Source organism: Janibacter melonis (assembly GCF_003721155.3).
In the GTDB taxonomy this organism is placed as follows: Bacteria; Actinomycetota; Actinomycetes; order Actinomycetales; family Dermatophilaceae; genus Marihabitans; species Marihabitans melonis.
In genome coordinates this window covers 134149-145482 of sequence record NZ_CP044548.2, presented here as the reverse complement: position 1 = coordinate 145482, position 11334 = coordinate 134149, and the positions used below count along the sequence as shown (strand labels likewise).

The following is an 11334-nucleotide window of genomic DNA, read 5'->3' as shown; positions in this document are numbered from 1 at the left end:
CATGGACCTGATCTTGTCCTCCGTGCCGTGGTCGGGCCTCGGCTGGGGCGGTCTCATCTTCCTCGCCGTGCTCCTGATCATCCGCGGCGACCTCGTCCCGCGGCGTGTTCACGAGTCCATCGTCTCGACCTACAAGGAGACGATCGGCGACCTGCGTGACGCGAACCGCGACCTACGCCGTGCCCTCGAGCACCTCGCCAACGAGCACGGCACGACGGCGGACAAGGTGCTCCTCGCGCTGCCGGTCGTCGGGACGGAGGACTCCGATGCGACGTCCTGATGTCCTCGCCCTGCTGGCCAAGATCCTCACCCGTCCCTCCGACCGGGTCGAGATCGCCGAAGCCCAGAGAGTGCGGGACCTCGCCCGGGTCGAAGCAGCAGAGGACCACATCCTCGCCTCTGAGGCGCGCGAGGTCGCCGAGCGCCTTCGTCGGCACCGCCAGGAAAACCACTTCGCGCAACGGATGCGCGCCGCCTACCGAGGAGAGCACCCCGCATGAGCGACCACGCCCAGAACCTCCTCGAGGCCGTCACCGCGCTCGCTCTGCTGTCGGTCTCCGTGTTCGTCGCCGTCTACGCCTACCGCGCCAGGTCCTCGTGGTGGAGAGACCCGCTCGGGCGGATGCTCATGCTCGGCGGGGCCGCGATGACTCTCCTCGTCGGCGTCGGATCGGCGCGCCGCATCGACTCCCGGATCGACTCCGTCGACCTCACCGACTGGCTGACGTACGGCTCCATCGTCGCCTACCTCGCCGTCGCCGTCGTCTGGGCGTACAAGACCGTCACCGTCTGGCGGGAGACAGAACCGCCCGAGGACGACGGCCCGGCCGGAGGCACAGGATGACCGCCGCCGCCGGGTCGCTCGTCGTCGTCAACGTCGTGGCGTTCGTGCTCATCGCCGTCGCGCTCGTCCGGGCTCTGGGACGGCGGATACCCCGGACGGACACCGAGCGCGCGCTGCTCTTCACCCTCGGCGCGATGGTCGTGCTCCTCTCCGTCGGCCTCCTGCGCCGCATCCGCTTCGAGTACGCCGACCAGGCCGCGTTCGTGGCCTTCGTCGTGACCGCCGCCGTCGGCTGGTGGCTGCTGCAGCGCACCACCCGCCGCTGACTCACCCCTCTCGAACCCGACCGTCCTGGCCGGGCGATTTGTCACGTCCAAGGAGAAAAGACATGAACGTCATCGACCGACGCCGCGCCGCCTGGCACCTCCGCAAGCTCGGCTGGAACACCAGCGGCCGGGCCCGCCTCGACCAGGCCATCAGAGACTTCCAGGGCGGCTACACCCGCACCACGCTCAAGGCCGACGGGGTTCTCGGCGCCAAGACCATGGCCGCGATCCTCGAGTCCAGCTCGTTCCGCAGCTCGAAGAAGCGCGGCGGCACCGCGTCCCCGAACTTCAACTTCACCGAGTTCGCCTGCAAGTGCGGCGGCAAGTACGCCGGGTGCCGACGGATCGTCGTCGACCGCGACCTGGTGCGCGGCCTCGAGAAGCTTCGCGCCAAGCACTACCCCCGTGGCCTCAACGTCGTCTCGGGCTATCGCTGCCCGGCTCACAACAAGGCGGTCGGCGGCGCGACCGCCTCGCAGCACATGAGCGGCAAGGCCGCCGACATCCCGTCGATCGTCAAGGCCGAGTCCGTCCGCGCCCTCGGCGTCTTCGGCGGCGTCGGCGTCACCGCCCGGACCGGCACCGTCGCGCACGTCGACGTCCGGCCGGGCTCCGCGACCTGGCTCTACAACTGAGGGGGCCGGTCATGTCCACGGTCGACCTCACCGCGCTCCCGCCCAAGACACGCGCCGTCATCTACTACGCCTACGGCGCCGTCGGCCTGTGCCTCGGCGCCACCCAGGTCGGCTACGCATCTGCGCAGGCAGGTCAGCCCACCTGGCTCACCGTCGCGCTGAGCGTCTTCTCGTTTCTCGGCGTCGGCCTGGGACTCACCGCCGCCTCGAACACCGTCACCGGACAGGACGACGACACCTGACCGTCGCCGCGCACCAAGGGCCCGCTCTCCTCGGAGGGCGGGCCCTTCGTCGTCAGGATCCTTCGATGGCTAGCGCGGCGGGCCGCAGGGACCGGCTCACTCAGCCGCTCGGCGCTCACGCCGCCTTCGTCGCTTGTCCTGCCGAGACTTTTCGTTACGAGCCTCGTGGCACTCGTCACAGCGACAGCCCACCTGATAGCGGTACGCAGTCCCGTGCTTGAGCTCCGCCCCGGTGAGCTGACCTGAACTTCTAACCCGCTCCACGTACGCCTGGTGGTTCTTTCGGTGAGCCTCCCGGCAGGCGTCGCACCGGCAGCCCCGATTGCGGTAGCCGTTGGTGGTGCCGTGCCGGGGATCGTCCGGCGCTAGAGGACCCTTCACGCCGTGAAAGTGTAGGCGGCCACCGCTCGGCATTCTTCAAGGTCGAAGGACATCACCGCGCTCTACCCGTACGCTCGGCCGGGTGCCCCTCACCTTCCGAAAGCAGCCGTCCGGCGGTCGCGGCGAATACGAGCTCGTCGGCAATTCTGGCGGCGTCTCAGCCGCCGACCTCATGGACCACCGGTTCGAGTGGGACACGCCTTTCGGCGTCAAGGACTCAGAGGTCATGCTGGGCCCTCAGGGCGGCAAGCGACGACTCCGAATCACCGGGAACGGGGTGCACGTACAGCGGCAGGCGGCAGCCTTGGCACTTCTGCCGAGGAGCATTCGAGACGAGTCGAAGGTCTCCCACGGCCAGCCGATTGTCCTGAAGAATGGATACATCTTGGACATCGAGGTGGACCTCGTGTCCACCGACGGCGGGGCGGCTGTCGTCACGCCGACGTACTTCATCGCTCGATCAGGACCCGCGTCTCAGGCGGCAACCCGGACCGTCATCGACGCAAAGGACCGCCTGACGCGCCTCCAGCGGGTGTGGGAAGCCGACGGGATCCTCCCGTCGAGGATCCGAGACACCGTCAATGGTCACCGCACGCAGGTCATCAACAGCACCGCCATTGGCATCCCAGCGGAGGCGGCGGTCGGAGACGTCATCGACGCTCTCACTGCCTATCGCGCCCCTGGTTACCTGCCCGGCGCTGACCCCCTGCCTGCGCTCGAGGTTCTCTGCGGGCTCACCGACGAGGTTCAGCTGCCCACGCCTGACAAGGCACCGCCCGAGTTGCCCGAGGTGAAGCTTCGGCTGGAGTCCGAGTTCCGGCAGCGGCGGGTTCGAGGCGCATCTCACACTCAGTTCAAGAAGGCCGTGCAGCGCGCGTACGGCCACCGGTGCGCCTTCTGCGGGATGCTCGCACTCGACATCCCAGGCCTTGCTCGTAGCGGCGTAGACGCCGCGCACATCCTGCCGTGGGGGCAGTTCGACCTGGACGTTGTGCAAAACGGCATTCTTCTCTGCAAGAGAGATCACTGGCTGTTCGACTCGCACGTCGTACTGCTTCGTCACGACGCCGGTCGTTATTTCGTGGACCTCAACCCCGTGTACAGCGATGTCATCGACCCTGACACGGTCAGGGCTCTTGACGAGGCGACCGGAGAGATCCCGGCTGATCACCTGCCAGCCCGGGCAAGCGAACGCCCGGCCCCTCAGTACATCGAGAAGCTGTACGAGGAGCCGGGCGAAGAGGCCTGAAGTTAGGCGACGCCGGCCTGAGCATCACCGGTCGCGTAGTCGCTCATCACTTCGGCGAGGCGTCCGCCGATCCACTCGGCGACATTCACGGTGACTGCGTTGCCGCAGGCGTGGTACCGGGCCGAGTCGAGCTTGTCGACGTTCCCTCCGAACGAGTCGACGTTGGTCCAGCCGTCGGGGAACCCCTGGAGACGCTCCGTCTCCAGCGGCGTCAGCCGACGCACCCGGCCCTCGGGGTACGAGACGTAGTTCCGCGACCAGTCGGTGCCGGTGTGGCGAGCGCTCTCGGCGTAGAGGCAGTGAGCTAGCTTCTTGACGAAGCCCCGCTGAGGATCTCCAACGCTGATCTGAAAGGGGGAAACAGGTTTCGGCCCATCCTGTCGGCCCTTCTCAAGATCCCGGTCGCCGCGTTCGGGCTCAAAAAGTATTGATCCGGCACGGGCCGGACCTCCAAGAGTTCCGACAATGAAGACTCGGGTGCGTGACTGGGGGACGCCGAAGTAGCGACTGTCAAGTACTCGCCACGCCACGCCATACCCGAGGTCGGCCAGCGTCCGAACGACGAGTCCGAAATCTCGTCCTTCGTGGGAAGAGAGGAGACCCGCAACGTTTTCGAGGACGACAACAGGGGGGCGAGCTTCTTCAAGTAGTCGAGCAAACTCAAAGAAGAGCCCCGACTGCTTACCCCGGAGTCCACTGCGCGGGCCCATTCGAGCAAGTGAGACGTCTTGGCAGGGGAACCCACCTGCCCAGATGGTTGCTTCCGGGATGTCACTTGCCTTCACCTCTCGAATGTCTGTCGCCTTGGGCACGTCCGGCCAGTGATGCTTGAGCACGTCCTGGCAGAACGACTTGATCTCGCACTGCCACACGGTGCGCATGCCGGCGCGCTCGAAGCCCAGGTCGAACCCGCCGATCCCGGCGAAGAACGAGGCCACGGTCAGGGCCGGCTCGCTCGCTGCGGTCGCGTTCGTCGTCAACGTCTCTCCTCTTTCGTAGACGCTGCTGGACGGTAGCCGTGGCCACCGACAACCGAAGTTCGAGGCGTCTGGCAGCATCGTAGCGGCGAATGACACGCGTGTAAGTACCGGCCACGAGCGGTGCGCCCGGTGGTCACCCGCGCGCCTCGGACAGCGGCTTCGGCTCCCACGACAGGTCGCGCTCCACGATCACCGGGTAGCCGGGGCGGGGCAGGGCGACGAGGTCGGCGAGCTCGCGCAGGGAGAAGTAGCCGAGCTCGGGGTGACCCAGGTCGGCCAGCCCGAACGCGACGCCGGTCGAGGGCTCGTACTCCAGCACGAGCCACTCGAAGTCCGGCGCGCAGAAGTAGCGGATCCAGACGAGACGCTCGCGCTCGGGCAGGTTCTCCGTCGCGTACAGCGGCGGGACCTGCCCGAGGAACGAGGGGGGCGGCAGGAAGTCGTGGCCCCGCAGCTCGTCGGCCTTCACTCCCCCTCCCCCGCCTTCTTCTTCGCGTAGGCCCGAGCACTCGCCTCGCGAGCCTTCTGCCGGACGGCCGGGTCGAGACGTCGGGCCGCGGCGTAGTGAGCGCTGCACTTGGACCGCGCCGTCGCCGGCTTCGTGCAGCCCTTCTCGGAGCACAGGAGCCCCTTGTTCGCCGTGCGCTCGCCGTCGACGGCGGGCTTTGCCTTCTTGCTCATGACCGCTCCTCCTGCGCCGCCCGGTCGTTGGTTGGTGAGGCGGCGCAAGTCGAACATGTCGCGGTTTCGTGCGGCCGGGAGCGCCCTAACGGGCGGGCGTATTCGGCCAAAGGCGCTGCCTGTCGAGGCCCGGCTACCTACGATCGGTCGATGGACTTCGATGCGATCCACCGCACGGCTCTCGAGTCGCCAGAGGTGATGGCCCTGATCCGCGCGGGGCACGAGTCAGCTGCGTGGCAGCTGCTCGAGGCACGGACCGGGGCCGATCTGACCTTGATCATCTCGGTCGTCAAACTCATCTCGGTCATGCCCGACTCCGCACCCCCGCAGTCCTCCGCACCCCAAGCAGGGCAGTACGCCTCTCCTTTCGCCAACCCCTGGCCGGCCGCGCCTCCGCCTCACCCTCCGGCGCCCGCGGCAGGTCAGTACCCGCAGCAGCAGCACCACGGCTATGCCGCCCCGGCACCGGCCGAGCAGCCGCCGGATCGCGTGCGCCTCGACAAGAACCCCCCACCCCCGGGGTCGGCCTGGCTCGGGAAGTGGAAGGGCAGGAAGTTCAAGACCAAGAAGCAGGTGCTCAACGCGGTCTGCCAGCACTGCGGCTGCTCGTACCAGATCGACGGGCGGGCGCTGAACCGCCTCCTCAACGAGCGGGGCGCCCTGTCCACCTTCTTGCGCGGCGCAGACGCGGTCTCGATGATCGGCTCCTCGGGCAACCGCTACTCGAATCGGGCGGGCAAGCAGGCCCGGCTCAACAGGGCCGAGGCGGACTTCGACGAGTCCTTCGGCTCTGCGTCTGAGGCGTGGGCTGCGGTGCTGTGCCCGAGCTGCGAGTCCGATCAGGTGCTGGTCGAAGCTCCCTGACCGGGGACTAGTGCGCGTATCCGACGAAAGTGAAGTCCCACTGCCAACCGTCTCGCGAGTGCCAGGAGGACATCTCGTATACCGCGACTCGGCCACTCTCAAGGCGAAACTCCATCTGAGCTCGATCATGAAGTCTGTGGTGTTCGATCGCGAGAGGCTCGCCCTTCAAGGGCCCGTCGACAAAGTGCACACGCGTCCGCATAGAGCGAAACTACAGCCGCACCAACTTTCGGCGCTGGTGATCGAGCAAGTAGTCCGTAGTCGCCATAGGACTCTTTACCTGTCTGCCTGCGTGCCGCCGGCGACGAGGACGTTGAGCCCCGACGCGACGGCGGCCTGCAGGAAGGTCGACGCGTGCTGCGTCAGCGTGCCGAGACGGACGAGGTCGTCGAGGTGGTCGGCCTTGACGACGAACTTGCGCACGTTGACGAGCCAGTGCTCGCGGCTGATGTCGGGGATCGTCACGTGGAGGCGGCTGCCGTCGGGCAGCACCGCGTCGACGAAGGGGGACGACAGGTCCACCCGTCGGCCGGAGGACTTCAGCATCTTCTCGACGAGGTCTCGCACCCCGTCGGCGGTGAGGATCGTGCTCGTCAGCTCCGCGATCCCCTGACGCGCGACGAAGACCTGGCTCGGCGCGTTGATCCAGATCTCCTCGACCTCCGGGTCGTCGAAGTACTGCTGCAGCGGGCCGAAGCCGGCCACCGCGTCCATGACCTGCTTGACCGCCGCCTCGAAGTTGCCGAGCAGCGGCAGGCCCCCGTGCATCGAGCGCTCGTCGTAGTCGGTCACCGCCTCGCGCACGAGCTCGCTCACGGACCGGTGGTCGCGCACGGGGTCCACCCCGCTGCGCCGGATCAGCTCCCTGACCTCCGCCTCGACGACCGCGTGCGCCTCCACGCCATCCCCTTCCGCTGCGTCCCCGTCTCCCCATCGCCCCCCGGCCGATCACAAGAAGGTAGTGCTTCGAGCCTCACCTGGCGCGGCGAGATCCACAGGTCACCCTCGCGGACGGTGCGCCAGGGCACCTGTGGACAGCGCAGGTCGCCGGTCGACCGACCTCGTCTACCGTCCCCGCACATGCACCTCGGCCTCACCCTCTCGACGACCGACGGCCGCACCCACGAGGTGACGGTCGACGTGGCCGGGGCTCACGACGGCCGCTGCCTGGCCGACGCGCTCCTCGAGGCGCTCCACCTCGACCCCGCGAGCGAGGTCTGGGTCGGCGAGGAGGTCGTCGATGAGCAGATGGCGGCGGGCTCTCCCCCGCTCCTCCACGGCGCGCACCTCCTCGTCCGGCCGGCCGGCCACGTCCCGCACGGCGGGGCGCGCGGCTCCCCCCTTCGCCTCGCGGTCGTCGGGGGGCCGGACGCCGGTCACGACATCGCCCTGACCCACGGCAGCTGGACCGTGGGCCGCTCCCCCTCGTGCGACCTGACCCTCGACGACCCCTCGCTCTCCCGGACCCATCTCGTCGTCGAGGTCGGCTCCTCGGGGGTGCACGTGCGACCCGCGTCGACGACCAACCCCACGCGGCTCGACGACCACGACCTCGACGACGCGGGCGAGACCCTCACGGCAGGCTCCGTCCTGACCGCCGGGGCTCACCGGCTCGCCGTCCGGGGGACGCACGGACGACGTCTGGCCGTCGTCCCGACCGGGGACGGGACGCTGCGGGTGAGCACCCAGCCGCTCCCGGCTCCCCCGGAGCCGGCCCGGGCCGTCGCCTTCCCCGCCGAGCCACGAGCACCGCGAGCCCGACGTCTGCCGTGGGTCATGCTCGTGGCACCGCTGCCGCTGGCCGGCGCGATGGCCTACCTCTTCGGTCCCCGCATGCTGCTGCTCGCGCTGCTGTCGCCGGTGATGATGCTCGGCACCCACCTCTCGGACCGGATCGGCTCCCGCGCCGACGCCCGCCGCGAGCGCGCCGACTGGGTGGACGCCAGCCGTCGCGCCCGCGCGCGGCTCGAGGCGGCGCTGCAGGACGAGGCATCTCGGCTCGAGCGGTCCTCGCCCGACCCCTACGAGCTGCGGCTCGTGGCCGCCGGGCCGGGCGCACGGCTCTGGGAGCGACGACGCGACCACGCCGGTGCGTGCCTGGTGCGCGTGGGCGTCGGGGAGACCGCGGCGCACCTCCAGGTCACAGCTCCCGGCGCCGACGCGACGCACCCCCGTCTCACCGGTGTGCCGGTCGCGCTCGACCTCGACGCGCACCCGGTCCTCGGCGTCGAGGGCGACCCGGCCGAGGTGGCCGGGGTCGCCCGCTGGGTGGTCGGGCAGGTGCTCGTCCTGCACCCTCCCTCCGAGGTCGAGGTGCTCGTGCTCGGCCGGGTGGGGTGGATGGGCGGGCTCGCCCGCGCCCCGCACGTCTCGTCGGCGGGCGCCGACGGCCTGCACTCCCTGGCGGAGGAGGTACGTCGCCGCGACCCACGATCCACCCACGACCTGACCCTCGTCGTCGTCGACGACCCCGGGCCGTGGCGCCGCTCCGAGGCGTGGCGCACCGTGGTCGACGACGGCCCTGCGGTCGGGGTCCGGGTCCTGCTCGCCCCCACCGCCGGGGGCGAGCTGCCCCACGAGTGCCGCACCGTGCTCGCCCTGCGCGACGGGCGGGGGGTCGTGCGCGGCCCCGGTCGGCACGACGCGGTCGTCGCGGACGGGGTCGGCCTGTCGTGGGCGGAGGAGGTGGGCCGCGCGCTGGCGCCCCTGCGCGACGCGGCACCCGGTCGTCGTCGGTCACGGCTGCCCGCCGTCGTCGCCCTGACCGACGTCACCGACGTCCCGACGGGCCCCGGCGCCCTCCTCGAACGATGGCGGGCCCCGTCGTCGGGCCTCGCGGCCGTCCTCGGCGCCGGCGAAGGTGGACCCCTCACCGTCGACCTCGTGACGGACGGCCCCCACGTCCTCGTCGGCGGCACCACCGGCTCGGGCAAGTCCGAGCTCCTCCAGTCCTGGATCTGCTCCCTCGCCCTCGCGCACGGACCGGATCGGCTCACCTTCGTCCTCGTCGACTACAAGGGCGGTGCCGCCCTCGCCGCCTGCGCCGAGCTGCCCCACACCGTCGGGGTGCTCACCGATCTCGACCCCGACGGCGCGCAGCGGGCCCTCGTCAGCCTCGGCGCCGAGCTGCGTCGGCGCGAGGCCCTGCTCGCCGAGCTCGGCGCAGCCGACATCATCGCCTACCGCGAGGCCGGGGGCGCCCTGCCCCGGCTCGTCGTGGTGGTCGACGAGTTCCGGGTCCTCGCCCAGGAGCAGCCCGACGTCCTCAGCGGCATGGTGCGTCTCGCCGCGGTCGGGCGCTCGCTCGGCATCCACCTCGTCCTGGCGACGCAGCGGCCGGGCGGCATCATCACGCCCGAGATCAAGGCCAACGTCAACCTGCGCATCTCGCTGCGGGTCCGCGACCGCGTCGACAGCGACGACGTCATCGGGTGCGCCGACGCCGCGAGCATCCCGGAGGGGATGCCCGGTCGCGGGCTGCTGCGGACCGGGGACGGCCCGCCGACCGCCGTCCAGGCCGCGTACGTCGGCGGGCGGAGCGGTGGCGGTGACCATCTCACCGTCCGCGGCGAAGGGGGCGAGCTCCTGTGGTCTCGAGCAGACCAGGTCCCGGCGGGAGCAGGCAGCGACCTGCGCGAGGCGGTCGACCTCGCGCGCGAGGCGTGGGAGTGCACCGGCGCACCCCCGCCGCACCGGCCGTGGCTCCCCCAGCTGCCCGCGGTCGTCGACACGGTGCCGTCGGCACCGCCGGACGTCGTCGTCTGGGGGCTGACCGACCACCCTGACGAGCAGCGGCAGGACCCGCTCACCTGGGCGCTCGGCGACGGTCATCTGCTCGTCGTCGGCGGCCCGAGGACAGGTCGCACGACCGCGCTGCACTCCCTCGTGAGCCGGATGGGCTCTGCCCTGCGCTCTCACGTCGTCGTCCACCTCGTCGCGCCGCCGTCCCCGGCGACCGACCGCGCCCGGGGGCAGCCGCACGTGGCGTCCCTCGTCGACCCCGGCGACCGGTCCACGACTCGCCGGCTGGTCGCCCGCCTGCGCGAGGACATCGGCTCACGGCGCGAGGCGCTGCGGGCGAGCGGCCGTCCCGGGTACGAGCAGTGGTGGGCTGACTGGCGGCGGGGCGAGGCGGACCCGCCCCCGCCCGTCCTCGTGGTCGCCGTCGACGGCTGGTCGCTCGTCTCCCGGGCGCCCGACCAGCCCGACCTCGAGAGCGCCGACGCGCTCGAGTCCGTGGCTCGTGACGGCACGTCCCTGGGCATCCGTCTCGTCGTGACCGGCGGACGGGAGCTGTCCTCGGGACGGCTCGGGTCGCTGGCTCGTCGGCGTCTCGTGCTCCACCTGCCCGATCGAGGCGACGTCCTGGCCGCCGGTGCGCCGCCGTCGCTGGTGCCCGCCGGTGCGGTGCCCGGCCGTGGTGCCCTCCTGCCCGACGGCGTCCTCGCCCAGGTGGCACTGCCCGTGCCGGCAGGACGACCGTCCACCGACTCCTGCGACCCGTGGCGGTGGCGTGTCGTCGACCTGCCGGCGAGCGTCGCGCTCGACGACCTGCCGCACGCGGAAGGGCTCGTGCTCGGCCACTCCGGCGACCCGGACCGTCCCGTCGTGGTCGAGGTCGACGGCGGGCCCTGGGTGGTCGTCGGGCCCGGCCGGTCGGGACGCACCACGGCTCTGCGGCTCCTCGGCGAGCAGCTGGCGAAGGGGGGTCGGCCCGTCCTCGAGGTCTCCTCACGGGCGACGCGGCTCGTCTCGTCGTCGCTCGCCGTCATCGGTCCCGGGGAGGTCGATCCCTTCGTGCGCGCCGTGCAGTCGCACGAAGACCTCGTCGTCCTCGTCGACGACCTCGACACGCTCGACGAGACGCCCCTCGACCCGGTCCTGCGCAGCTACGCCAGTCACTGCTCGCGCTCGGGCGACGTCCTCCTCGCCGCGAGCAGCTCGACGGCGGCCACGTCCTTCAGGGGGCTGACCGCGACGATGTGCCGGTCGCGTCGGGGCCTGCTGCTGCAGCCCCAGGCCCGCTCCGACGGTGACGTCCTGGGCGTCCGGGTCTTGGCCTCGCCGCGGGTCCCGGGCCGGGGCCACCTCGTCGACCGCGGGGTCGCCGTCGAGGTGCAGGTCGCGCTCCCGGCTCGGGCAGCGGGTCAGTCACCTGCTGCGACACAACCGCGGTGATCAGGTACCACCCC

The 11334-nt window shown here is 70.9% G+C and carries 12 protein-coding genes and 1 pseudogene; 9 read left to right on the top strand and 4 right to left on the bottom strand.

Annotation, left to right across the window (positions count from 1 at the left end; translation table 11 throughout):
* Nucleotide 1: 1 nt before the first annotated feature.
* The 7 genes from EEW87_RS00675 (at nucleotide 2) to EEW87_RS00645 (ending at nucleotide 3617) form a co-directional block, all read left to right on the top strand.
* Nucleotides 2-280: a hypothetical protein gene (locus tag EEW87_RS00675; protein ID WP_123091070.1), complete on the top strand. Its 279-nt coding sequence runs from the start codon at nucleotides 2-4 to the stop codon at nucleotides 278-280.
* On the top strand, nucleotides 267-500 hold the full coding sequence (locus EEW87_RS00670; RefSeq protein WP_123091071.1) for a DUF7620 family protein: 234 nt from the start codon (nucleotides 267-269) through the stop codon (nucleotides 498-500). Before EEW87_RS00675 ends, EEW87_RS00670 begins: the two co-directional genes overlap by 14 nt.
* The gene (locus tag EEW87_RS00665) at nucleotides 497-844 is read left to right on the top strand and encodes a putative phage holin (RefSeq protein WP_123091072.1); all 348 of its coding nucleotides are present in this window, start codon (nucleotides 497-499) and stop codon (nucleotides 842-844) included. Before EEW87_RS00670 ends, EEW87_RS00665 begins: the two co-directional genes overlap by 4 nt.
* Complete coding sequence (locus tag EEW87_RS00660) at nucleotides 841-1110, top strand: hypothetical protein (protein WP_123091073.1); 270 nt, start codon at nucleotides 841-843, stop codon at nucleotides 1108-1110. Before EEW87_RS00665 ends, EEW87_RS00660 begins: the two co-directional genes overlap by 4 nt.
* Before the next feature lie 62 nt (nucleotides 1111-1172).
* A complete protein-coding gene (locus EEW87_RS00655) occupies nucleotides 1173-1745 on the top strand; it encodes a YcbK family protein (RefSeq protein WP_123091074.1) in 573 nt (190 codons plus the stop codon).
* A gap of 11 nt (nucleotides 1746-1756) precedes the next feature.
* Entirely contained in the window at nucleotides 1757-1987 is a 231-nt protein-coding gene (locus tag EEW87_RS00650) for a hypothetical protein (RefSeq protein ID WP_123091075.1), read from the top strand.
* A 463-nt stretch (nucleotides 1988-2450) separates the two neighbouring features.
* Entirely contained in the window at nucleotides 2451-3617 is a 1167-nt protein-coding gene (locus tag EEW87_RS00645) for an HNH endonuclease (RefSeq protein WP_123091076.1), read from the top strand.
* A 2-nt stretch (nucleotides 3618-3619) separates the two neighbouring features.
* Here the strand turns inward: EEW87_RS00645 and EEW87_RS00640 are convergent, their stop codons facing one another.
* The 3 genes from EEW87_RS00640 to EEW87_RS00630 form a co-directional block, all read right to left on the bottom strand.
* On the bottom strand, nucleotides 3620-4597 hold the full coding sequence (locus EEW87_RS00640; protein WP_225985060.1) for a DNA cytosine methyltransferase: 978 nt from the start codon (nucleotides 4595-4597) through the stop codon (nucleotides 3620-3622).
* Between the two features lie 133 nt (nucleotides 4598-4730).
* Nucleotides 4731-5066: a DUF2958 domain-containing protein gene (locus EEW87_RS00635; protein WP_205473757.1), complete on the bottom strand. Its 336-nt coding sequence runs from the start codon at nucleotides 5064-5066 to the stop codon at nucleotides 4731-4733.
* On the bottom strand, nucleotides 5063-5278 hold the full coding sequence (locus EEW87_RS00630) for a hypothetical protein (protein WP_123091078.1): 216 nt from the start codon (nucleotides 5276-5278) through the stop codon (nucleotides 5063-5065). The genes EEW87_RS00635 and EEW87_RS00630 overlap by 4 nt, the downstream gene beginning before the upstream one ends.
* A gap of 150 nt (nucleotides 5279-5428) precedes the next feature.
* Between EEW87_RS00630 and EEW87_RS00625 the strand changes: the two genes are divergently transcribed.
* Nucleotides 5429-6142, top strand: coding sequence for a hypothetical protein (locus tag EEW87_RS00625; RefSeq protein ID WP_123091079.1), 714 nt, complete (start codon nucleotides 5429-5431; stop codon nucleotides 6140-6142).
* A gap of 279 nt (nucleotides 6143-6421) precedes the next feature.
* Here the strand turns inward: EEW87_RS00625 and EEW87_RS00620 are convergent.
* Nucleotides 6422-7042, bottom strand: a pseudogene (locus EEW87_RS00620) (ATPase, T2SS/T4P/T4SS family); the annotation flags it as partial.
* A 180-nt stretch (nucleotides 7043-7222) separates the two neighbouring features.
* On the opposite strand from EEW87_RS00620, the gene EEW87_RS00615 reads away from it, so the two are divergent.
* Complete coding sequence (locus tag EEW87_RS00615) at nucleotides 7223-11320, top strand: FtsK/SpoIIIE domain-containing protein (protein ID WP_123091081.1); 4098 nt, start codon at nucleotides 7223-7225, stop codon at nucleotides 11318-11320.
* The last annotated feature ends 14 nt before the right edge of the window (nucleotides 11321-11334 follow it).

Bases quoted from the DNA above. Each gene is read 5' to 3' on its own strand.
- EEW87_RS00675 (WP_123091070.1), top strand. From the start codon at position 2: ATGGACCTGATCTTGTCCTCCGTGCCGTGGTCGGGCCTCGGCTGGGGC.
- EEW87_RS00615 (WP_123091081.1), top strand. From the start codon at position 7,223: ATGCACCTCGGCCTCACCCTCTCGACGACCGACGGCCGCACCCACGAG.
- EEW87_RS00665 (WP_123091072.1), top strand. From the start codon at position 497: ATGAGCGACCACGCCCAGAACCTCCTCGAGGCCGTCACCGCGCTCGCT.
- EEW87_RS00655 (WP_123091074.1), top strand. From the start codon at position 1,173: ATGAACGTCATCGACCGACGCCGCGCCGCCTGGCACCTCCGCAAGCTC.
- EEW87_RS00650 (WP_123091075.1), top strand. From the start codon at position 1,757: ATGTCCACGGTCGACCTCACCGCGCTCCCGCCCAAGACACGCGCCGTC.
- EEW87_RS00660 (WP_123091073.1), top strand. From the start codon at position 841: ATGACCGCCGCCGCCGGGTCGCTCGTCGTCGTCAACGTCGTGGCGTTC.
- EEW87_RS00625 (WP_123091079.1), top strand. From the start codon at position 5,429: ATGGACTTCGATGCGATCCACCGCACGGCTCTCGAGTCGCCAGAGGTG.
- EEW87_RS00630 (WP_123091078.1), bottom strand. From the start codon at position 5,278: ATGAGCAAGAAGGCAAAGCCCGCCGTCGACGGCGAGCGCACGGCGAAC.
- EEW87_RS00670 (WP_123091071.1), top strand. From the start codon at position 267: ATGCGACGTCCTGATGTCCTCGCCCTGCTGGCCAAGATCCTCACCCGT.